Origin of the sequence: Bradyrhizobium sp. CCBAU 53351, assembly GCF_015291745.1 — a bacterium.
Taxonomy (GTDB): Bacteria; Pseudomonadota; Alphaproteobacteria; order Rhizobiales; family Xanthobacteraceae; genus Bradyrhizobium.
In genome coordinates this window covers 4124063-4144199 of sequence record NZ_CP030059.1, presented here as the reverse complement: position 1 = coordinate 4144199, position 20137 = coordinate 4124063, and the positions used below count along the sequence as shown (strand labels likewise).

Below are 20137 nucleotides of genomic sequence, written 5' to 3'. Positions count from 1 at the left end.
GGCCTGCTTGAAAGTTTCGACTACTCCACCGGCATCTCGGCGGGTTGATTTGCCTCAAGCGGACCAGCCGTTGCGGCAAGCTGCCGGCTCTTCGCGGGGCGCCAGCCGAGTGACCAACCCTGCTCACGACGGACGCTTCCTCCCGGTGATCATCGCTCTCACCAGGTTTTCGCGGTGCTCGAAGCTCGCGACCAGGACGCCAAGCACGTGGACGACGACAAGGCCGATCGTGAGGTTGGCGAACGCCTCATGCACCTCCTCGACCCATTTTGCTCCCCAGAAGCTGGCGGTTGTCATGATGTAACCGGTGATGCAGGTGCCGATCAGCATGAGGATCAGCGTCACGACCATCGCACCGCCCGCGGGGTTGTGGCCGAGATAACGTCGCGCCCTGAGGAGCGCCACATCGCGTAGGTAGGCGAGCACTGCGCGCGGCGAGCGCACGAAATCGCTGAAGCGCGCATGGCGCGGCCCGACAAGGCCCCACAGAATTCGCAGCATCAGCAATCCGGCAATCGTATAGCCGGCTGCGATGTGAACGGTTTCGATCTCGTCCCCGGTCGCGTAAGCGAGCAGAAACAGCCCGGCCAGCGACCAATGGAACACGCGCACGAAGGGGTCCCAGACCTTGATCGTCGCCGGCGGCGTTGCGCCGGCGACGATCGTGTCGTGAATGGTGCTCATGATGCAGCCCCTTACAGCTGACCGACGATCTTGCCGCTGGTCGGATCGACGAACAATTCGACTCGGCTGCCGGACTTGTCGATCGTGTAGAGTTCGCCACAGGCGTTCTTGAGCTTGGCCTTCTGGACCTTGTATCCTTGGGCTTCGATCTTGGCCTGCAATTGCTCGAGCGGAAGCCAATCTGTCGGCGGCGCCGCGGTGCAGGGGCGCCCGAGACTCCCGGCATGAGCGGTTGCGGCGGCTGCGAGCAAGGCGGCGGCGGTGACAGTGGAGACGGTGATCTTTCGCATGGTTCTCTCCGGCTTGTGGCGCCCGGCCGCGTCATGCGGCGAGGCGATGAGCGGAACTTGGCAGAACAGCCCTGACCGGCGCCTGTTGATCCACGTCAGCTATCTGTCAGCTTGATTGGGGCATTCTCTGCCAATGCGATCCTCTGGTTTTGTGGAATTCCTCGCGGTGCCATTGCTGGCAGGCGTTCTGCTCGCGCCGATGCCTGCGGCCGCAGGCGATCAGGATAAAGGCGCGCCCGATGCGGTTCGCCGCGCAGTCGAGGCGGGCGAGATCAGGTCCCTGGCCGACATTCTCGCATCGCTTCGCGGCGAGCTGCCGGGCGAAATTGCGGGGGTCGAGATCGAGCGCGAGCGCGGTCGCTGGATTTACGAGTTTCGCCTCGTCGACGACAAGGGCCGGCTCTACGAAGCGCACGTGGACGCGCGCAGCGGCGAGATCGAACGCATCAAGGAGAAGTGATGCGCCTGCTGCTCGTGGAGGATGACCGACGGATCGCGGCCGATGTGGAGAGGGCGCTGCGCGCGGCCGGTTATGTCGTCGAGACCGTCCGCAGCGGCGAGGAAGCCTGGTTCCGCGGCGACACCGAAGATTACGGCGCGATCGTGCTCGATCTCGGCTTGCCCGGCATGGACGGTCTGGCGGTCCTCAAGCGCTGGCGCGCGAACGGGCGGTCTATGCCGGTGCTGATCCTGACGGCGCGCGGCAGCTGGGCCGAGCGCGTCGACGGCATCGACGCTGGCGCGGACGATTATCTGCCAAAGCCGTTCCGAATGGAGGAATTGCTGGCGCGGCTGCGTTCGATCGTGCGTCGCTCGGCCGGGCATGCTTCCCCACGGATTATCGCGGGCGACGTCGAGCTCGACGAACGTCAGATGAAGGTGACGCTGCGCGGCGTACCCGTCGCGTTGTCGCCGTTGGAATACCGCCTGATTGCGTTTCTCCTGCACCATCGTGGCCGAGTGGTGTCGCAGCAGGAGCTCGATGAAAACGTCTATGGCCACGGCGAGGATCACGAGTCGAACGCGCTCGAGGTGCTGGTCGGCCGCGTGCGCAAGAAGCTGGGTTCCGATCTGATCGAGACCCGGCGCGGCTTCGGCTATCTGGTGCCGGAGACGACGCCGTGAGCTGGGGCTCGCTGCGGCTCCGACTGATCGTCGGCGGACTGCTGGCGATCCTGATCGCGCTGACGATTGCCGGCGCCGGGCTGACCCTGCTGTTCGAACGCCATGTCGCGCGCACCATCGGCGACGACCTCGACGTCTATCTGAAGCAGCTGGTCGCGGGCATCGATGCCGATGCACAGGGCAAGCTGGTGGTCGGCCGACCGCCGGCCGACCCGCGTTTTGCCGACCCGCTTTCGGGCTTGTACTGGCAGGTCTCGGACGACGCCGGTCAGGTGCTGCGTTCACGTTCGCTGTGGGACACGGCGTTGGACCTCCCGCGGGACGAGCCGTCGCCTCGCGAATTGCACCGCCACATCATCCCCGGGCCTGCAAACGCACGCCTCTTGGTCAGTGAACGCCGCGTGCTGCTCACCCTGGGCGACCGCCGCGCGCCGGTGCGCGTCGCGGTGGCGGCCGATCTCGCCCGCGTATCGGCTGCCGCCTCGCATTTCGCCAGGGATCTGGCGCTGGCGCTTGGCGTGCTGGGTCTGGTGCTGGTGGCTGCCACCTCGATCCAGGTCGGACTGGGCCTGCGTCCGCTGGACGCGCTTCGTCGCGGCGTCGCCGACGTCCGCTCCGGGCAATGCAAGCATCTCCCCGTCGATGTCCCTGCCGAGGTCAGGCCGCTGGTGGAAGAGGTCAACAGCCTGATTGACGCCCAGGAACGCGAAATCGAGCGGTCGCGCAGCCGCGCCGCCGACTTGGCGCACGGGTTGAAGACGCCGCTTGCCGCACTCGCGACCGATGTCGCGCTGTTGCGCCAGCGCGGAGAGCTGGAGGTCGCGCAGGCGATCGAAGCCGTCGGCGAGACAATGAGCCGTCACGTCGACCGCGAGCTGGCGCGTGCGCGGGCGAGGGGGACGGCACGACTGCGCGGCGGGATTTCCACGTCGCTCAGACCGCTCGTCCAGTCCCTGATTCTGACGCTGGCGCGTACGCCTGCAGCGCAGCGGCTCGACTTCGAGATCCGCATGACGGGCGAGCCGAGTGTGCCACTCGATCGCGCAGATCTGGCGGAAGTGCTGGGCAATCTCATGGAAAACGCCGCCCGCTACGCCAGGAGCCGGGTGCGCATTGCTGCGGATGCGGCAAAACCGGCGATCTCGGTCGAAGACGACGGTCCGGGTATCGCGCCTGCCGAACGTGCACGCGTGCTCCAACGCGGAGTAAGGCTGGACGAGCGTGGCGAAGGGGCTGGCCTCGGCCTTTCCATCGTGCAAGACGTGCTCAGCGCCTATGGGTGGCAGCTTGTTCTTGCCGAGTCCGAGCTTGGCGGACTGAAAGCCATGGTCGCGCCCGAGGAGGGCCGCGATCGGATGACTGCTGCTGGTCCGGCAACCTAGCCGTTCGCTCGCCGCGCTGTTCGGTTGGTCAGCGCCGCACGATCGAGCCGGCGCGATTGATCAAGCGGGCGAGCTGGCGGAAACGGCTGCCGACGCGGTCGGCGACGAGGTCGCCGAGGCGGTGCTCGAACACGAGCATCAGTTTACGTCCCTGGCTCCGGAAGTGCGTGGCCGGCAGCACGCCGGGGCGCGCCGCCGAGATCAGATGCGCGACGCGGAACGCAGCGCCCAAGAGGCGCGCGCGTTCGAGCTGCGCCGGCGTCAGCAATTCCTGCATCGTGACCGGCGGCTGGTTTTCCTCGCTCAGACCCGCATAGCGATAGAACACCGACAGGCCGACGAAGGCGCGCTCGGTGTGGGTGATCGCGCCGAAATTGCCGTTGACGACCAGGCTCAGCGTCTGCTCGCCGCGGTGATCGGGATGCACGCGCCAGCCGATGTCGGACAAGAGGCACGCGGTGTGGCGCAGCCGGCGGTCCTCCTCGGTCTCGCGCAGCTTGACCACGCGCGCGAGGCGATCGGTCCAGGCGATCAGCTCGTGGGCGTGCTTGGCCGAGCGTGACAGCAACCGGTTCAGCTCTTCCGCGGCGCAGATCAGGCCGTCCTTGTTGCGTTCCCCCTCGGGCAGCTTCTCGTGCAGCAAGCCCTCGCGCACGCCGAAGGTTGAGAACACGATGGTCTTCGGCTTCGCCACGCGGATGATGTGCTCGAGCACCAGCGCCGCATAGGTGAGGAGCGGGCGGCGCGCGTCCGCGACGCTCTCGATGTCGGCGAGCATGTCCGCGGCCGCCAGGCGCCGCAGCCTGCGGGAGAAGTCGAGCGCTTCAGCCGCGGACAGCGAATAGCCGTGCATCACCTGGAGCGGATAGCCGCTCTGGATGATGTGGATGCGGGCGAGGGCGCGCCAGGTGCCGCCGACCGCGTAGAAGGTGCGGCCGCGGCCCGCCGTGAGTTGCGGCACCTCGTCGAGCTCCTCGCGCACGATGCGATCGGCGCGCTTGAGCGATTTGTGCGCGAGGTCCTGCAGCGCGAGCCCGCCGAGCGGCAGCGTCACGCCGCTGCGCACGCTGTTCTTGCGCACGTCGATCAGTTCGAGCGAGCCGCCGCCGAGGTCGCCGACGATGCCGTCCGGATGATGGATGCCGGAGATCACGCCGAGCGCCGACAGCCGCGCCTCGCGCGGGCCTGACAGGATCTCGATCTTCACGGCGCAGATGCGCTCGGCCTTCGCGATGAAATCGGGACCGTTGGAGGCGTCGCGGCAGGCCGCGGTCGCGATCGCGAAGACGCGGCCGACCTGCATCACACGGCACAAGGCGCGAAAACGCTTGAGCGAGGTCAGCGCCTTGTCGACGGCGTCAGGGGCGAGCAGGCCGGTGCTCTGCACCTCGCGCCCGAGACCGCACAACGTCTTTTCGTTGAAGATCGGGATAAGGCTCCGCGTCAGTCCCTCGTAGACGACGAGACGGACCGAATTGGAACCGATATCGATGACCGCGACGCTCGAGCCGCGCTTGCGCGGCCGCTTCACGTCGGACATCCCCGATCAGGATTGATGACGTTCGTTCCGGCGCGTGAGACGACGCGGCGAGGATTCCTTGAGCGACTTTCCACGGCCAGACAGACTCGGATTTGTCATGAAGTAGTTGTGGACGTTGAAAGGCTCCTCGCCCTTCGCGGTCTTCATACGCGTTGAAGACCCATCCGGCAACAATTGCCAGCTCTGCTCATTGTCCTTGAGATTGGCGACCATGATCTGTTCGAGAACCTGCTGATGCACCGTCGGATTTTGCAGCGGACACAGCACTTCGACGCGGCGGTCGAGGTTGCGCGGCATCATGTCGGCGGACGAGATATACACAGCCGCTTTGGCACTCGGCAGACCCTGGCCCATGCCGAAACAGTAGATTCGGCCGTGTTCCAGGAAGCGTCCGATGATCGACTTGACGCGGATGTTCTCGGACAGGCCGGGAATGCCGGGGCGCAGGCAGCAGATACCGCGCACCACGAGCTCGACCTGCACGCCGGCCTGAGAGGCTTCGTAGAGCGCGTCGATGATGTCGGGATCGACCAGCGCATTCATCTTCATCCAGACCGCACCGTGGCGGCCGTGCCGCGCATGCGCGGTCTCGCCCTGGATGTGCTCGATGATGCGCTTGCGCAGGGTGAGCGGCGACACCGCCATCTTTTCCAGATCGCTCGGCGCGGCATAGCCGGTGATGAAATTGAACACGCGCGCGGCATCGCGGCCGATGGTCGGATCGGAGGTGAAGTAGGAGAGGTCGGTGTAGATGCGCGCGGTGACGGGGTGATAGTTGCCGGTGCCGGTATGGACATAGGTGGTGAGGCTGCCGCCCTCGCGGCGCACCACCATCGAGAGCTTGGCGTGCGTCTTCAGCTCGAGGAAGCCGTAGACGACCTGCACGCCGGCGCGTTCGAGGTCGCGCGCCCAGCGGATGTTGGCTTCCTCGTCGAAGCGCGCCTTCAGCTCGATCAGCGCGGTGACCGATTTTCCGGCCTCGGCGGCTTCGGCGAGCGTGCGCACGATCGGCGAGTTGTTGGAGGTGCGGTAGAGCGTCTGCTTGATCGCGACGACGTCGGGGTCGCGCGCGGCCTGCTGCAGGAACTGCACCACGACGTCGAAGGATTCGTAGGGGTGATGGACGACGAGGTCCTTCTGACGGATCGCGGCAAAGATGTCGCCGCCGTGCTCGCGGACGCGCTCGGGGTGGCGGGGTACGTAAGGTGTGAATTCGAGGTCGGGGCGGTCGAGGCGGGTGAGCTGGGAGAGCTCGTTCATCGCCTGCACGCCGTCGACCAGGAAGACCTCGTCGTCGGCGGCCGAGAGCGCGTGCTGGACGAAGCTGCGCAGCTGCTCCGGCATCTTGGCGTCGATCTCGAGCCGGATCACCGACCCGCGGCGGCGGCGCTTCAGCGCGGTCTCGAACAGGCGGACGAGGTCTTCGGCCTCTTCCTCGATTTCGAGCTCGGAGTCGCGGATGATCCGGAAGGCGCCCTGGCCGTGCAGATTGTAGCCGGGGAACAGGCGGTTGATGAACAGGGCGGTGGCCTGCTCCAGCGAGATCAGCCGAACGGTCTTGCCCTCGGACGGCAGGCGGATGAAGCGGTCGATCTTGCCGGGCATGCGGATCAGCGCGTTCATCTGCCTGCCGTCGGCGGCGCGCGTGAGCTGGAGCGCGATGGTGAAGCCGAGGCTCGGGATGAACGGGAAGGGGTGCGCCGGGTCGATCGCCAGCGGCGTCAGCAGCGGGAACACGTTGTTGAGGAAGTAATCCTCGATCCAGGTCCGTTCCGCCTTGGTGACGTCCTTGCCGTCCACCAGCACGATGCCGACATCGGCCAGCGTGCCGCGCAGGTCGCGCCAGATCGCCTGCTGGTCGGAGGCGAGTTCGGAGACGGTGCGGTTGATCAGGGCGAGCTGCTCGGATGGCGTCAGCCCGTCGGGGCTGCGTTCGGCGATGCCCTCGCGGATCTGCGCCTTGATGCCGGCGACCCGGACCATGAAGAACTCGTCGAGATTATTCGCGGAAATCGACAGGAATCGTACCCGCTCGAGCATGGGGTGGCTGGGATTGACCGATTCCTCCAGGACGCGGCGGTTGAAATGCAGCCAGGAGAGCTCGCGATTGATGAACCGTTCGGGGCTCGACGCGATTGCCGGCGGGCCTTCGGCTTCCGGGGCTTTTTCTTTAGTTTCAATAGCTTGCGCAGAGTCCATCAGAAGCCGGTCCATCCTGTCTCGCCTCACTTTGCGATCTATGCGCAAAACCTGCGGGAGCATGTGTTAGAGCGATGACGTTTCGATGACATTGATGTTCCGCCGCTTGGCTGCGTCAAGCGGGCTTCGCCCCGCCCTTGGAGCGGGGCAGACCGGGGTCAGGCGTCCCGGAGCAGCTCCGCGGCCAGCGCCCTGGTGACGGGACGGCCGAGCCGCAGGGCCTCGCTGTCGAGCAGTTCCACGGCCTGGCGGGCCGCGGCCGAGGACCGCTCCAGGCGGGTGGCGAGGTAGCCGACCACGCTCTCGTCCACATTGAGCTGGCGGTCGGCGCAGAATTTGACGATCAGGCCGCGGAAGAGCTGGTCGTCGGGCGGCAGCAGCGTGACAACAGGCACGGCGCGCAGACGCGAGCGCAGGTCGCGAAGCTCGATCTCCAGCGCGGCCGGCACCTCGCGTCCGGTGAACAGCACATAGGCGCCGTCCTCGCGGGCGAGGTTCATCAGGTGGAAGAGGGCGCGTTCGTCGAAGTCCTTGGCCCTGATATCCTCGACCACCAGCGCGCCGGTGGCGAGCGCGCCCGGCACGCCTGCGGCCGTCAGGGCGTTGGCGACGGTCGAGCGTGCCCCCGACATTTCGGCCCAGATCGCGGCGAGGTGGCTCTTGCCGCTGCCTTCCGGGCCGGCCAGCCACATGATCCGGTTCGGCCATTCCGGCCAGCGCTCGATCAGGGCCAGACCAGCCGCGTTGGCGGGGCCTTCAAGGAAATTGTCCCGGCTGAGGCTTTCCGCATGCGGAAGCGAAAACGCCAATTGTCGGGGATGGACGCGGCCTGCCACGCTTGCTTTGCTCCATGCCGGCGCGCCGGCCCGTTTGAAGAATGCGACTTGATCGAGCGGAGTTGGCCTTTTGCGCGGCCGCTTCTCCTCTCACTTGGTCTGCTCTTACTTGGCCTCGATCGTGCTCATGTGCCGCAGCCACTCGACGAGATAGAGCGACACCGAGGAGAGCGTGAAGACCGTGACGAGGCCCATCAGGATGATATCATAAGGAGCCGGCTTGAAGCCGAAGGCAAGCGCCGCCAGCACCAGCGCCGCGAACGCCACTTGCGCAACGGTGTTGAGCTTGGACACTTTCGACGGCTTCATCTCGACGGGCCGGTCGAACAGCCAGGACACGATCACGGCGGCGACGATCATGATGTCGCGCGAGACCACCAGGATCACGATCCAGCGCGGAATCGCCCCCCAGATCCCCAGCGCCATGTAGATCGAGACCAGCAGGGCCTTGTCCGCGAGCGGATCGAGCAGGGCGCCGAGCTCGCTCGTCATGTTGAAGCGCTTGGCCAGGAAGCCGTCCACGGCATCGCTGATACCGGCGATCAGGAAGACGGCGAACGCGACCTCCATTTGGCTCGATACGATGGCCCAGACGATGATCGGGACCAGCATGATGCGGCCCAGGGTAATGATGTTCGGAATACTCACGAAAGCGCTTCCCGGCACCCGGTCTGACCTCGAATCCGGCCTCTCGGGAGGCTGAACCGGTTGATATCTCTACATAGTATATGGCGGTGCGCCATGCGAGCCATTGCGCGTCCCCGGAATTCGACGTAACCAGCCGCAAACCCACTGGAAATCGGGCATGACCGACCGCAAAAACGGCCTCACTTACGCCGATTCAGGCGTCGATATCGACGCGGGCAACCGCTTGGTCGATCTGATCAAGCCGATGGTGCGCGCCACGGCGCGGCCCGGCGCCGACGCCGAGATCGGCGGCTTCGGCGGACTGTTCGACCTCAAGGCGGCCGGTTTCAAGGACCCCGTCCTGGTGGCCGCGACCGACGGTGTCGGCACCAAGGTCAAGATCGCCATCGAGACCGGACTGCATGGCGGGATCGGCATCGACCTCGTCGCCATGAGCGTTAACGACCTCGTGGTGCAGGGCGCCGAGCCGCTGTTCTTCCTGGACTATTTCGCCTGCGGCAAGCTCGACCCCGAGGCCACGGCCTCGATCGTCGCGGGCGTCGCGGAAGGCTGCCGCGAATCCGGCTGCGCCCTGATCGGCGGTGAGACCGCCGAGATGCCAGGCCTCTACAAGGACGGCGATTACGATCTCGGCGGCTTTGCCGTCGGTGCCGCCGAGCGCGGTACGCTGTTGCCGCGCAAGGACATCGCGGCTGGCGATGCCGTGATCGGCCTCGCCTCGTCGGGTGTGCATTCCAACGGCTTCTCGCTGGTCCGCAAGATCGTGGAACAATCGGGCCTCGGCTTCGCCGCACCGGCGCCGTTCGCACCGGTCATGACGCTCGGCGGCGCGCTGCTGACGCCGACCAAGCTCTACGTCAAATCCTGCCTGCGGGCGATCCGCGAGACCGGCGCGGTGAAGGGCCTTGCCCACATCACCGGCGGCGGTTTCACCGACAACATCCCGCGGGTGCTGCCGAACGGCCTCGGCGTCGGCATTGATCTGGCGCGCCTGCCGGTGCTGCCGGTGTTCAAATGGCTGGCAGCGCAGGCCGGCATCGCCGAGCTGGAGATGCTGCGCACCTTCAATTGCGGCATCGGCATGATCGCGATCGTCGAGCCCGACAAGGTCGAGCAGGTCATGCAGGTCTTCACCGAGGCCGGCGAGACGGTGGCGCAGCTCGGCACAGTGATCCCGGCCGACGGCGAGCACCGCGTCGTCTATAACGGCCATCTCGATCTGGCGCTGTGATGAAGCGCCGCGTCGCCATCCTGATCTCCGGCCGCGGCTCCAACATGGCCGCGCTGATCAAGGCCGCGAGCGCTGCGGATTTCCCGGCCGAGATCTCGCTCGTCATCTCGAACAAGGCCGATGCGCTCGGGCTCGAACGTGCCAAAGCGGCCGGCGTCAATACGCTGGTGATCGAGAGCAAGCCGTTCGGCAAGGATCGCGCCGGCTTCGAGAAGGTGTTGCAGGCCGCCCTCGACCAGCACGGTATCGAGCTGATTTGCCTCGGCGGCTTCATGCGCCTGTTCACGGCCGAGTTCACCAGGGCCTGGTACGGGCGGATGCTCAACATTCATCCCTCGCTGCTGCCGTCCTTCCCCGGCCTCGATCCACACGGCCAGGCCTTGCGCGCCGGCGTCAAGCTGTCAGGCGCGACGGTGCACTTCGTGATCCCCGAGACCGATGCCGGCCCGATCGTGATGCAGGGCGCGGTTCCCGTCAGCGACCACGACACGGGTGATACGCTGTCCGAGCGCATCCTCGAAGTCGAACACCGCATCTACCCTGAGGCGCTGCGGCTGCTTGCGACCGGCAAGGTCCGGATCGAGGGCGATGTGTGCAGGACGGAAGGAAGCGGGCCGTCGGAGAATTTTCTGGTTGCGCCGGTGGTGCGCTGAACCGCTGTCCTCGCGGCGGTCTTTCCAAACGAAATCCCCCGGCGGAGCCGGGGGCAACGTCATGATCTCTCGCATGTCAGTCTTGAGAGAAATCAGGAGACCTTGAGGTTCTCCGCGGAGGCTTTGCCGCGGTTCTCCACGAGGTCGTATTCAACCACCTGGTTTTCGTTGAGGGTGGAGAGTCCGGCACGCTCGACGGCGGAGATGTGGACGAATACGTCCTTGTCGCCGCCATTCGGCTTGATGAACCCATAGCCCTTGGTCGGGTTGAACCATTTGACGGTGCCCTTTTGCGGCATCGCTAGTCTCCTCCACTAGGTATAAAAAAGACGCGGCCGCTGTTTCGCGTGCCACGCCACAAACGGGCTTCCGAAGTCTGTTCGAGTCTCAACGTCGCGAAACGCACAGCGAGCGGCCAATTCCGATTGTGTCCAATATTGCAACATGAAAATCGCGCGTTAGCAAGCAGTGCGCGAATTTCAAGGGCGGGCAGGACGTGCCGCCCTGCAATTTCCGACCTGTGGCCGCGGAACCACAATCGAGGCAATAGCCTCGGTGACAGCGTGCTCAGCGGTTGACCCTCCGGAGCAGTTCGGCACAAATCGCGACATGCGCGCGCCGTGCGTGTTGCATTTTTGCGCGCCGCCTTTTGCTTCGGGATTTGTCGACATGTGCTGCACATCGCAGCCCTCCGGGACACGGCAGACGATCGGGCTGGACCGCGTCCGCAGGGTCGCGGCCGCGATCGCGGTGGCGTTTGCGCTTGTCCTGACGATGTCGGCGACCGCGCCGGTCTTCGCGCAAAGCCCGACACCGACGCCGACCCCGACACCCACGCCGTCACCGACCCCGATGCCGTCGCCGACAGCGACCAATTACGACCAGTCGGTCGGCAACAGCGCGCTCAATCTCGGCTCCAACTTCCTGGAGCGGCTCAGCAACCAGGCTTCGGGCGGTTTCGACCGGGCGTCCCGCACCAATCCCGGCGGCGGCGGCGCGTCGGCGAGCACGGAAGATCCGCGCTATCGCACCTGGTTCGAGGGCTACGGCATCTCTGTGCGCTCCGACGCACAAGGCGACTTTGTCGGCGACAAGCGCAAGACGGCCGGCGGCGTCGCCGGCTTCGGCGCGCGCGTGGCACCGGGTGTCAATCTCGGCTTCTCCGTCGACCAGAGCCATACCGACATCGACGTGCCGCTGGCGCTGCAGTCGGCGACGCTCGACCTGACGCAAATCGGCATCAACGGTTCGGTCGACAAGGGCCCGTGGACCTGGGCCTTTGCCGTGGTGCACGGCTTCGGCAAGGTCCGTTCCAGCCGCGACACCGGCGTCGGCCTTGCGACTGCGGGCTATCGCGCTGCGATCGACGGCGCGCTAACCGAGATCAGCTATTACTGGACCAAGGACCAGATGCGCATCGTGCCGAAGGGGGCGCTGGAATATGTGCGCGCCACCAGTGCGGCTTTCCAGGAGACCGGCGGCCTCGACCCGCTCAACGTCGGCTCGACCGCGCTCTCACGCGCGCGCGTGATGATCGGGGCCGAGATCGGCCGCTACTTCATCATCGACCAGAAGATCCTCGACCTGTCCGCCTACGGCAAATTCGTCGACAATTTCCATCAGGATCTCGGATCGATCCAGGTCAGCCTGGGAACCCAGAGCATCGTCGTTCCCGGCATCGGCGAGAGCCGCTACGGCGCGGATGCCGGAGCCTCGGCTTCGCTCAGCCTGACCAACGTGGCGCGGCTTTACGTCAATTACGACGGCAAGTTTCGCAGCTTGCTGACGTCGCACCAGGGCACGTTCGGTTTCGAATACAAATGGTGAGCGGAAAGCTCGCCTGGCTGTTCAGGCCGGCGTCGCCGCGACATATCCCGTCAGGCCAAAACCCTCCCGCGCGGCCGTCATCATCGGCACCAGCGCGTTCGGATGGATGAACTCGTCGCGGAAGCAGGGATAGGCCTTTGGATCGAAGATCTTCTTCAGCCAGTCGACCACGATCTTGTGGCGCTCGGAGGCTCGGAACTCCTTGTGATAGGTGAGCCAGAGATCGGCGTGGTGGCTGACGCCGAGATCGACGGCGACCAGCGGCGCGCCAAGCGCGATCGAGACCGTCGGCAGGAAGCCGATGCCGGCGCCGCGTTCGACGGCGTAGAGCACGCCGACCGAGGAATTGGTCTTGATCCCGACGATACCTTCCAGCGACTTCAATCCGAGCACACGGGCATAGGCGCCGTCGTCGACCTGCGGTGCGCTCTGCTTGATGATGCGGTGGTTCTTCAGCTCCGCAAGGGTCGCGGGCACGCCGTAGAGGTTTTCGTACTCCTTGGAGAGGAAGGGATAGATGTGGAGGCGGCCGAGCTTGGCGACGATCAAATCGGGATTGGTCGGCGGCTCGAGCTGGATCGCGATGTCAGATTCAAGCCGTGCGACGTCGGCCTGCTCCATCGCGCAGCGCAGGTCGACGGTGATCCTGCGGTAGGTCTTCTGGAAGTCGATCAGTCGTGGCAGGATCCAGAAATTGCCGGGGCCCTCCGTCACCGCGACGCGCACGATGCCCGAGGTGTCGTTCGACGATCGCGACGCGCGCCGGAAGACGTTGAAGGCATGACGCTCCATATGCGCAACGTCGGCGATCATCGCGGTGCCTTCATCGCTGAGCGTGAGCCCGCTCTGGTCGCGCAGGAACAGCTTGCAGCCGATGCTCTCTTCGAGCCGGTCGACCCGGCGCATCAGCGTGGTCGAGGTGAGCCCGAGCTCCTCGGCGGCATTGCGAAAACTTTTATACTTTGCGCACGCTAAAAACAGTTTCAAATCGTCCCAGGACGCATCCAGGGCTTCTTCACGGTGCTGCATCATCGCAGCACCCCGGTGCAATAACTGCTGCATACTCCTGATCCCCAGCCGCTAAGCTCAGTGGCATAGCGGGGCGCGAAGCCTCGAACGATAGAGGCGTGACATGGGTATGGAAAGGGGCTCGTTTGCCGCAAGGCATGATTTCGATGCCTTACCGCTGAGCGCGGACGTCGATGTCCGCTGCGCGCAATTTTCCGAAATTTCCGCACTTGCGCAGATGGCGCACCGGCTGGTGCCGGGCGTGCGGATAGGGACAGAAGAGCTTGCGCGATACTTCACGTTCGATCCCCAGAGCATCCTGACATTCAGCCGAAAGGGCCAGCTCGTCGGCGGTATGGCCTTCCTGTTCCTCAACGACCGCGGGCACGATGCGCTGCTGCTCGACGAGATCTGCCTCACTGCGCCCGAGACGCACTATCTCGCTTCCGCGAAGGAAGAGGTCGCCGCCATCTACATCTGGGCGATCGCGGCGACGGGGCGCGGCATCGCTGGTCTCGGCAAGGCGGCTGCACACCTGCGACAGCTAAGGTTTCGCGGCGCGGATTGCTATGCGCAGCCGTCAACGGTGGCAGGACGCGACATCATGAAGGCGACCGGCTTCGCGCCGGTCCCGAGTTTCCAGCCCGACCTCTGGTGCTACGAGCGGCCCTGGCATCGGCAACCCATGCGTATGGCGGGCCCGATCATTCAAGCAAGGAGTTTTGCAGATGCACGGTACTAGGATTCCCGTCGCCAAGCCCTGTTCCCGCGCCATCACCATCCGCCTCGCGCGCGATCCAAACGATCTCATGCTGGTCACCGCCATTCGTTCCGCGGTCTATCTCGCCGAGCAGGATTGTCCCTTCGAGGAGGAGTTCGATGGCAACGACATGGTCGCGGCGCACTTCATCGGCTTCGTCGGCAACGAACCTGCGGGCTGTCTGCGGGTGCGCTTCTTCGGCGATTTCGCCAAGGTGGAGCGGCTCGCGGTGCGTCACCAATACAGGCGCTCGCGCGTCTCTTTCAAGCTGGTGCAGGCCAGTGTCGACTACGTGAAGCGCAAGGGATTTCGCAAGATCTACGGTCAGGCGCAGGACAGGCTGGTCGATTTCTGGGCGCATTTCGGCGCCAAGCCGCTCGGCCATAATCGCAAGATCACGTTCTCGGATTTTTCCTACACGGAGATGCTGCTGGAGATCGAGCCGGGCCCGGACGCGATCACGCTGGACAGCGATCCCTATGTGATCATCCGTCCCGAGGGCGATTGGGACCGGCCGGGCGTGCTCGACGCCTCGGCGGGGCGGGCGGTGACCTCGCCGCTGCGGGACCTCGCGCTCGCTGACCGCTGAAATTGGTGCAGCCTGGCGCAAGACAATGCTGGCCTCCATCCACGACGATCCGCCACTCTTGGTCTGTGCGGATCTTCAGGTCGAATATCTGACCCCCGGGCGTCGCCACGTCATCCTCGACGGCGACGCCGCGACCGCACGCTGCCTGGAATTGCTGATGCTATGGCGCGGCAATCTGTGGCCCGTGATGCATCTGAAGCGCATTGCGCAGGCCGCGTGGTTCAATCCGGCATCAAGGCTGACCGATTGGATTGCGGAGATGAAGCCGCGGCCGGGCGAGCTGACGTTCGAGCATCCGCTCCCGTCCGCCTACAGCTCGTCGCGGTTTGTGGACTACATGTCCAATATCCGCAATGTCCGCTGCATTCTGATCGGTTTTTCCCTCGACGAGACCATCTTGGCCACCGCCGCCGACGGGTTTCACCGCAGCCATCGCTATCGGGTCGTCGCCGACGCCGTGGCTTGCCGGCAGCCGGCCACGGGCGATGCCGCCGCCTATAAGCATGCGGTAGTGAATGTCATCGGGAATTTTGCTACAATCCAGTCCAGCGCCGAACTGATCAGAACCAGCGGCGCCGTTGCGGTGTAAGCGCCGCGACCGGCGGATGGGGTGAGAGATTGTCACGGGGAGACGAGCTCAAGGAGCTGGCGAGCGACCTGTCGCATGCCGCCGAGAAGGCGCGCAGGCTTGGCCTGCCGACGACGGTCTATCTGCTTTCGATGGCGCTGGTGGAGGTGAGGGAAGCCGCAGCCGGCGCCGGCGACGGGCATGACGACGACGCGGCGTGAGAGCTGGCCCAGCGGTTCTCTGACGTGAGGCCCTGGATGTGCCGTTCCGTGATGCGCGGCTTTGTCATCTGCGGCTTTGTGCAACGCTGCTGAGCGCTTGCTGCCGACGAATTGGCGTTGCAAGTTCTGCGCTGTCGCAATAGCCAAGGTACTCGATCACCGAGTGATGACGCCGGCTATGCCTGCGACGTGACGCTTTCAAGGATCTCTAGCAATGTCCATGCTGCCCAATTCGCAAGAGGCCCGGGATGTGGCCTATCAGCTCCATCCCTACACCAACGCGCGCACGCATCAGCAGGCCGGTCCCCTGGTGATCGAACGCGGTGATGGTCCTTACGTCTTCGATGCATCGGGCAAGCGCTATTTCGAGGCGATGGCCGGTCTGTGGAGCGTCGGGCTCGGCTTCAACGAGAAGCGGCTGGTCGAGGCCGCATACAAGCAGATGCAGGCGCTGCCGTTCTATCACACGTTCTCCGCCAAATCGCACGGGCCCTCGATCGACCTCGCCGAGAAACTGGTGGCGCTTGCGCCTGTGCCGATGAGCAAGGTGTTCTTCACCAATTCCGGCTCGGAAGCCAACGACACCGTGTTGAAGCTGATCGCCTATCGCTCCAACGCGCTCGGCCAGCCGCAGCGCAAGAAGGTGATCAGCCGGATGCGCGCCTATCACGGCGTCACCATTGCGTCGGCCAGCCTGACGGGTCTGCCGAACAATCACCGCTCGTTCGACCTGCCGCTGCCGAACATCCTGCACACGGGCTCGCCGCATTTCTACAAGGACGGCGCCGCCGGCGAGAGTGAGGAGGCGTTTGCGACGCGCCGGGCGGAGGAACTCGATGCCCTGATCCAGAAGGAGGGACCCGATACGATCGCGGCGTTCTTCGGCGAGCCGGTGATGGGGGCAGGCGGCGTCATCGTGCCGCCGGCGACCTATTGGGACAAGATCCAGGCGGTCCTGAAGAAGTACGACATCCTGCTGGTCGCCGACGAAGTGATCTGCGGCTTCGGCCGCACCGGCAAGATGTTCGGCTGCGAGACCTACGGCATCAAGCCCGACGTGCTCGTGGTCTCCAAGCAGATCACCTCGAGTTATTTCCCGTTCTCGGCGATCATCATGAACGACCGCATGTTCGAGCCGATCGCGGACGAGAGCAACAAGATCGGCGTGCTCGGCCACGGCTTCACCGCGGGCGGCCATCCGGTCGGCTCGGCGATCGCGCTGGAGAATCTGAAGATCATCGAGGAGCGCGGCCTGGTCGCGCATGCCGCCGAACTCGGTGCCTATATGCAAGGCAAGCTGCGCGAGCTCACCAGCCATCCGCTGGTCGGCGAGGTCCGCGGCGTCGGCATGATCGCGGCGATCGAGCTCGTGCTGGACAAGGGCCGCAAGACGGCCGCCAGCACGCCCGGCGCGGTCGGCGGCATCGCCAGCCGCATGCTCCAGGAGCGCGGCGTGATCTCGCGCAACATGCTGGATGCGATCGCGATCTGCCCGCCGTTGATCGTCAACAAGTCCCACATCGACGATCTGGTCGCAGCGATTACCGGCGTGCTGAACGACATGAAGCCGGAAGTGGCCAAGCTAACGCCGGCGTAAGCCGAGCCACGGCGTCAAATTTCGTCATTGCGAGCGCAGCGAAGCAATCCAGAATCCCTCCTCGGAAACAGTCTGGATTGCTTCGTCGCAAGAGCTCCTCGCAATGACGGTGGAGAGGCGGTGCGGCTGACCGTTACGCCCGCTGAACTCCGATCACGCGGCCTTTCTCGACCGCCAGCGCCAGCTCGCCGCGCTTCAGCTTCAGCGCGGCGTCACCGAACAGCTCGCGGCGCCAGCCGCGCAGGGCGGGGACGTCGGCCTCGTCGTCGGCTGCGATCTCTTCGAGGTCGTCGACCGTCGCGATCACCTTGCTGGCGACCGCATGCTTCTCGGCGGTCATGCGCAGCAGCACCTTCAAGAGCTCGACGATGGCCGCGCCATTGTTGTTGTTGCGCGGCTTCTCCAGCTTCGGCAGCGTCGCAAAGTCCCGGGCCAGGCCGCGCTCGACCGCGGCGACGATGTCCGCGCCCCATTTGGACTTCTCAAAACCTTTCGGCACCGAGCGGAGATGGGCGAGCTTCTCCAGCGTGGTCGGCGCGTGGGTCGCGATGTCGGTGACCGCCTCGTCGCGCAGCACGCGGCCGCGCGGCACGTCACGGCTCTGCGCCTCCTGCTCGCGCCAGGCGGCGACCTCCATGAGGACGGCGAGATCCTTCGGCTTGCGCACGCGCGTCTTCAGCCGTTCCCAGGCGCGCTCGGGGTGGAAGTCGTAGGTTCTGGGGGAGGTGAGGACCTCCATCTCGATGGAGACCCATTCGCTGCGGCGGCGCTTCTTGAGATCGGCGTCGAGCGCTGCGAACACGTCGCGCAAATGGGTGACGTCGGACACCGCGTAATGCATCTGCTCCTTGGTCAGCGGCCGACGCGACCAGTCGGTGAAGCGGTGGGTCTTGTCCGGGCGGTGGCCGGTGACCTTCTCGACCAGCGCGTCGTAAGCGATGCTGTCGCCGTAACCGAGCACCATCGCGGCGACCTGGGTGTCGAACACCGGGTGCGGGATGATATTGGCCTGATGCCAGATGATCTCGATGTCCTGACGGGCGGCGTGGAAGACCTTCAGCACGCCCTCATTGGCCATCAGCTCGAAGAACGGCTTGAGATCGATGCCGGCGGCCAGGGTATCGATGACGATAGCCTCCTCGGCGCTGGCCATCTGCACCACGCACAGCAGCGGGTAATAGGTGGTCTCGCGCAGGAACTCGGTATCGACGGTAATGACGGGGTGCTTGGCCAGCCGGCTGCAGGCAGCCGCGAGGTCAGCGGTGGTGGTAATTAAATCCATGAACGGCCCATGACACTTGATATCAGCCGTTCTGCCGAAAGTGCTGTGATGTCAAGGGGCTCGATGCGAATTCGAGCCTTGCATTCGGTCCGGAATCGTCTTTTCCGACGAAATTCCTATTCGTAGCGGACCCGGTGCGAGGATTTGCGCGCGCAGGGCAGCGCCACCACGACCACGCACATGCCGACCAGCGCCAGCCCCAGGAACTCGAAAACCAACAGATCCACGGCGAAATCTCCAGAAACATTGATAGATTTGTCGGGGGCGCGTTGAGGGTCTGTTAATTGCGATGGTTACCGGCGGTGCGACGGGCCGGATGGTGGACGGGGGGTTAATGGGGGCGCTCAGGCGATCGCGTTCGCCAGCACGCTTTGAAAGCCACCAAAGCCGGGCTTGGCCACGTCTGAATCGTAGTCGAAGCCCATATTGACGGTCTCACCCGACTGCTTGATGTTCCAGCCCTTAAATGTCTTCGATCCGCGCCAGCCGGTGGACATTGCGAGCCACGCGTATTTGGCCAGGCCCTGATTGGTCAGCGTTCCGCAGGTGAGGCCGGAGCCGTAGACGCCGATCTGGTAGATCGGCGCGTGGTGGCTGATCGCATCGAAGCCGGATGCGATCCCGCGAAAATAATCGCGAACAGGTCCTGCGATCTCCGTCGCGTTGAAATCGGCGTCCACGGCGAAATAGATGGGCGTGTCCTTCGGCTGGCCGGCAAGTAGCGCCTGATGATAGGCGGACGTCGCCTCGTTGACGCCGCTGGTGAACGAAAAATGCCCGATCTTGTCGGAGGCGCTCTCCCAGACCGCAACGACCGACAAGCCGGCGGCCGAAAGGGTTGCCACCTCCTGGGCGGACAGTGGCGGATAATGTGATGAAGCGTTGCGGTAATAGCGGCAGACGAAGGTGAAGCCCGCTTTCTTGATCTTCACGGCTTTGTCCTGGCAGTCCAAGGCACAGTCGATCCCGCCAACCGTCGAGCCCGATCCCGCCGGTCCCGCCGATCCAGCTCCAGCCGTGCTCGCGCCGAGGTTGTCGGGCGGGCCGCCGGTCGGCTTGCTCTGCGGCAACAAGCCGTTCTCTTTGCCGACCTGCGCAAGTTGGTCCATGAACAGATTGTCGATGTGGCCCTGCAGTTCGGTGATGATTGCTTTCAATGTATCGGTGATCGCCTGCAGCTTGGCGATCTCGGTTTCGAATTCCTCGAGCGTGATTCGAAGATCGAGATCCGAGAGCGCTTGCAACTTCTCCACGATCTTCTGGCGATCCTCGTCGGTCGTTGCCTTCTTGTAGGCCTGGCGCAGTGACTCCTCGAGGTCTTGGATGATCTCCAGCGGGGTGGATGCCATGCCCTATCTCCCGTCAAAACTGATTTGCTCGAAATTGCCGAAAGTCCTCGTCGTCCGGGGATCAGGCCACACCGTTATCCCGTCCGGCTTGCGCGAGCTGGTCCATGAACAGATTGTCGATATGGCCCCGCAGCTCCGCGATGATCTTTCTCAAGGCCTCGGTGACCGCTTGCAGCTCGGCGATGCCGGACGTGAAATTGCGTTGCGTGATCTCGAGATCGAGGTCGGAGAGGGCTTGCAGCTGCTGCTCGATCTTCTGTCGATCCGCGTCCGTGGTCGCCTTCGTCAATGCCTCTTGAAGCGGCACTTTGAGGTCCTGAATGATTTCCAGCGCGGTGGGCATACGTC

Annotated in this window: 22 protein-coding genes; 11 read left to right on the top strand and 11 right to left on the bottom strand. The window is 64.8% G+C overall.

Annotated elements, in window-relative coordinates:
- Nucleotides 1-123: 123 nt before the first annotated feature.
- Entirely contained in the window at nucleotides 124-684 is a 561-nt protein-coding gene (locus tag XH83_RS19565; RefSeq protein ID WP_194402431.1) for a cytochrome b/b6 domain-containing protein, read from the bottom strand.
- A gap of 11 nt (nucleotides 685-695) precedes the next feature.
- On the bottom strand, nucleotides 696-974 hold the full coding sequence (locus XH83_RS19560) for a PepSY domain-containing protein (protein ID WP_194402430.1): 279 nt from the start codon (nucleotides 972-974) through the stop codon (nucleotides 696-698).
- A gap of 199 nt (nucleotides 975-1173) precedes the next feature.
- Between XH83_RS19560 and XH83_RS19555 the strand changes: the two genes are divergently transcribed.
- From XH83_RS19555 to XH83_RS19545, 3 genes are read left to right on the top strand one after another with little or no spacing between them, the layout of a single operon-like run.
- Nucleotides 1174-1434 (top strand): PepSY domain-containing protein, encoded by a 261-nt coding sequence (locus tag XH83_RS19555; protein WP_246776508.1) that lies wholly within the window; start codon nucleotides 1174-1176, stop codon nucleotides 1432-1434.
- The gene (locus XH83_RS19550) at nucleotides 1434-2099 is read left to right on the top strand and encodes a response regulator transcription factor (protein WP_194402429.1); all 666 of its coding nucleotides are present in this window, start codon (nucleotides 1434-1436) and stop codon (nucleotides 2097-2099) included. The genes XH83_RS19555 and XH83_RS19550 overlap by 1 nt, the downstream gene beginning before the upstream one ends.
- Complete coding sequence (locus XH83_RS19545; protein ID WP_194402428.1) at nucleotides 2096-3481, top strand: sensor histidine kinase; 1386 nt, start codon at nucleotides 2096-2098, stop codon at nucleotides 3479-3481. Before XH83_RS19550 ends, XH83_RS19545 begins: the two co-directional genes overlap by 4 nt.
- A gap of 28 nt (nucleotides 3482-3509) precedes the next feature.
- Here the strand turns inward: XH83_RS19545 and ppx are convergent, their stop codons facing one another.
- From ppx to XH83_RS19525, 4 genes are all read right to left on the bottom strand, one after another.
- Nucleotides 3510-5012, bottom strand: a complete 1503-nt coding sequence (gene ppx, locus XH83_RS19540; RefSeq protein ID WP_194408326.1) for an exopolyphosphatase — start codon at nucleotides 5010-5012, stop codon at nucleotides 3510-3512.
- 15 nt (nucleotides 5013-5027) lie between these two features.
- Nucleotides 5028-7220: an RNA degradosome polyphosphate kinase gene (locus XH83_RS19535; protein ID WP_194408325.1), complete on the bottom strand. Its 2193-nt coding sequence runs from the start codon at nucleotides 7218-7220 to the stop codon at nucleotides 5028-5030.
- Between the two features lie 158 nt (nucleotides 7221-7378).
- Complete coding sequence (locus XH83_RS19530) at nucleotides 7379-8056, bottom strand: DnaA ATPase domain-containing protein (RefSeq protein WP_194402427.1); 678 nt, start codon at nucleotides 8054-8056, stop codon at nucleotides 7379-7381.
- A 105-nt stretch (nucleotides 8057-8161) separates the two neighbouring features.
- Nucleotides 8162-8704, bottom strand: coding sequence for a CDP-alcohol phosphatidyltransferase family protein (locus XH83_RS19525; RefSeq protein WP_025035876.1), 543 nt, complete (start codon nucleotides 8702-8704; stop codon nucleotides 8162-8164).
- 157 nt (nucleotides 8705-8861) lie between these two features.
- Here XH83_RS19525 and purM point away from each other — a divergent pair, with 157 nt between their 5' ends.
- Nucleotides 8862-9935, top strand: coding sequence for a phosphoribosylformylglycinamidine cyclo-ligase (purM, locus tag XH83_RS19520; protein ID WP_194402426.1), 1074 nt, complete (start codon nucleotides 8862-8864; stop codon nucleotides 9933-9935).
- Nucleotides 9935-10588 carry a phosphoribosylglycinamide formyltransferase gene (purN, locus tag XH83_RS19515; RefSeq protein WP_194402425.1) on the top strand — a complete coding sequence of 218 codons (654 nt, stop codon included), beginning with the start codon at nucleotides 9935-9937 and terminating at the stop codon, nucleotides 10586-10588. Before purM ends, purN begins: the two co-directional genes overlap by 1 nt.
- Nucleotides 10589-10680: 92 nt before the next feature.
- On the opposite strand, the gene XH83_RS19510 is transcribed toward purN, so the two are convergent.
- On the bottom strand, nucleotides 10681-10887 hold the full coding sequence (locus XH83_RS19510) for a cold-shock protein (protein ID WP_018645416.1): 207 nt from the start codon (nucleotides 10885-10887) through the stop codon (nucleotides 10681-10683).
- A 370-nt stretch (nucleotides 10888-11257) separates the two neighbouring features.
- Between XH83_RS19510 and XH83_RS19505 the strand changes: the two genes are divergently transcribed.
- Nucleotides 11258-12415, top strand: coding sequence for an autotransporter outer membrane beta-barrel domain-containing protein (locus tag XH83_RS19505; RefSeq protein ID WP_194402424.1), 1158 nt, complete (start codon nucleotides 11258-11260; stop codon nucleotides 12413-12415).
- 21 nt (nucleotides 12416-12436) lie between these two features.
- Here XH83_RS19505 and XH83_RS19500 read toward each other — a convergent pair whose 3' ends face one another.
- Entirely contained in the window at nucleotides 12437-13477 is a 1041-nt protein-coding gene (locus XH83_RS19500) for a LysR family transcriptional regulator (protein WP_194402423.1), read from the bottom strand.
- A 70-nt stretch (nucleotides 13478-13547) separates the two neighbouring features.
- Between XH83_RS19500 and XH83_RS19495 the strand changes: the two genes are divergently transcribed.
- The 5 genes from XH83_RS19495 to XH83_RS19475 all read left to right on the top strand — a co-directional run bounded on the left by XH83_RS19495 (nucleotide 13548) and on the right by XH83_RS19475 (nucleotide 17158).
- Nucleotides 13548-14165: a hypothetical protein gene (locus XH83_RS19495; protein WP_194402422.1), complete on the top strand. Its 618-nt coding sequence runs from the start codon at nucleotides 13548-13550 to the stop codon at nucleotides 14163-14165.
- The gene (locus XH83_RS19490; RefSeq protein ID WP_024338084.1) at nucleotides 14152-14772 is read left to right on the top strand and encodes a GNAT family N-acetyltransferase; all 621 of its coding nucleotides are present in this window, start codon (nucleotides 14152-14154) and stop codon (nucleotides 14770-14772) included. The genes XH83_RS19495 and XH83_RS19490 overlap by 14 nt, the downstream gene beginning before the upstream one ends.
- Nucleotides 14773-14797: 25 nt before the next feature.
- Complete coding sequence (locus XH83_RS19485; protein ID WP_194402421.1) at nucleotides 14798-15361, top strand: isochorismatase family protein; 564 nt, start codon at nucleotides 14798-14800, stop codon at nucleotides 15359-15361.
- 29 nt (nucleotides 15362-15390) lie between these two features.
- Entirely contained in the window at nucleotides 15391-15561 is a 171-nt protein-coding gene (locus XH83_RS19480; RefSeq protein ID WP_194402420.1) for a hypothetical protein, read from the top strand.
- A 214-nt stretch (nucleotides 15562-15775) separates the two neighbouring features.
- Complete coding sequence (locus XH83_RS19475; RefSeq protein ID WP_194402419.1) at nucleotides 15776-17158, top strand: aspartate aminotransferase family protein; 1383 nt, start codon at nucleotides 15776-15778, stop codon at nucleotides 17156-17158.
- Between the two features lie 133 nt (nucleotides 17159-17291).
- Here the strand turns inward: XH83_RS19475 and rnd are convergent, their stop codons facing one another.
- From rnd to XH83_RS19460, 3 genes are all read right to left on the bottom strand, one after another.
- Nucleotides 17292-18440, bottom strand: a complete 1149-nt coding sequence (gene rnd / locus XH83_RS19470) for a ribonuclease D (RefSeq protein ID WP_194402418.1) — start codon at nucleotides 18438-18440, stop codon at nucleotides 17292-17294.
- Between the two features lie 344 nt (nucleotides 18441-18784).
- Nucleotides 18785-19789 (bottom strand): glycoside hydrolase domain-containing protein, encoded by a 1005-nt coding sequence (locus tag XH83_RS19465; protein WP_194402417.1) that lies wholly within the window; start codon nucleotides 19787-19789, stop codon nucleotides 18785-18787.
- Nucleotides 19790-19850: 61 nt separating this feature from the next.
- The gene (locus XH83_RS19460; RefSeq protein WP_194402416.1) at nucleotides 19851-20132 is read right to left on the bottom strand and encodes a hypothetical protein; all 282 of its coding nucleotides are present in this window, start codon (nucleotides 20130-20132) and stop codon (nucleotides 19851-19853) included.
- Between the last annotated feature and the right edge of the window lie 5 nt (nucleotides 20133-20137).

Coding starts and splice junctions, on each gene's coding strand:
- XH83_RS19565 (WP_194402431.1), bottom strand. CDS start 684: ATGAGCACCATTCACGACACGATCGTCGCCGGCGCAACGCCGCCGGCG.
- XH83_RS19560 (WP_194402430.1), bottom strand. CDS start 974: ATGCGAAAGATCACCGTCTCCACTGTCACCGCCGCCGCCTTGCTCGCA.
- XH83_RS19555 (WP_246776508.1), top strand. CDS start 1,174: ATGCCTGCGGCCGCAGGCGATCAGGATAAAGGCGCGCCCGATGCGGTT.
- XH83_RS19550 (WP_194402429.1), top strand. CDS start 1,434: ATGCGCCTGCTGCTCGTGGAGGATGACCGACGGATCGCGGCCGATGTG.
- XH83_RS19535 (WP_194408325.1), bottom strand. CDS start 7,220: ATGGACTCTGCGCAAGCTATTGAAACTAAAGAAAAAGCCCCGGAAGCC.
- purM (WP_194402426.1), top strand. CDS start 8,862: ATGACCGACCGCAAAAACGGCCTCACTTACGCCGATTCAGGCGTCGAT.
- purN (WP_194402425.1), top strand. CDS start 9,935: ATGAAGCGCCGCGTCGCCATCCTGATCTCCGGCCGCGGCTCCAACATG.
- XH83_RS19510 (WP_018645416.1), bottom strand. CDS start 10,887: ATGCCGCAAAAGGGCACCGTCAAATGGTTCAACCCGACCAAGGGCTAT.
- XH83_RS19505 (WP_194402424.1), top strand. CDS start 11,258: ATGTGCTGCACATCGCAGCCCTCCGGGACACGGCAGACGATCGGGCTG.
- XH83_RS19500 (WP_194402423.1), bottom strand. CDS start 13,477: ATGCAGCAGTTATTGCACCGGGGTGCTGCGATGATGCAGCACCGTGAA.
- XH83_RS19495 (WP_194402422.1), top strand. CDS start 13,548: ATGGGTATGGAAAGGGGCTCGTTTGCCGCAAGGCATGATTTCGATGCC.
- XH83_RS19490 (WP_024338084.1), top strand. CDS start 14,152: ATGCACGGTACTAGGATTCCCGTCGCCAAGCCCTGTTCCCGCGCCATC.
- XH83_RS19485 (WP_194402421.1), top strand. CDS start 14,798: ATGCTGGCCTCCATCCACGACGATCCGCCACTCTTGGTCTGTGCGGAT.
- XH83_RS19475 (WP_194402419.1), top strand. CDS start 15,776: ATGTCCATGCTGCCCAATTCGCAAGAGGCCCGGGATGTGGCCTATCAG.
- rnd (WP_194402418.1), bottom strand. CDS start 18,440: ATGGATTTAATTACCACCACCGCTGACCTCGCGGCTGCCTGCAGCCGG.
- XH83_RS19465 (WP_194402417.1), bottom strand. CDS start 19,789: ATGGCATCCACCCCGCTGGAGATCATCCAAGACCTCGAGGAGTCACTG.
- XH83_RS19460 (WP_194402416.1), bottom strand. CDS start 20,132: ATGCCCACCGCGCTGGAAATCATTCAGGACCTCAAAGTGCCGCTTCAA.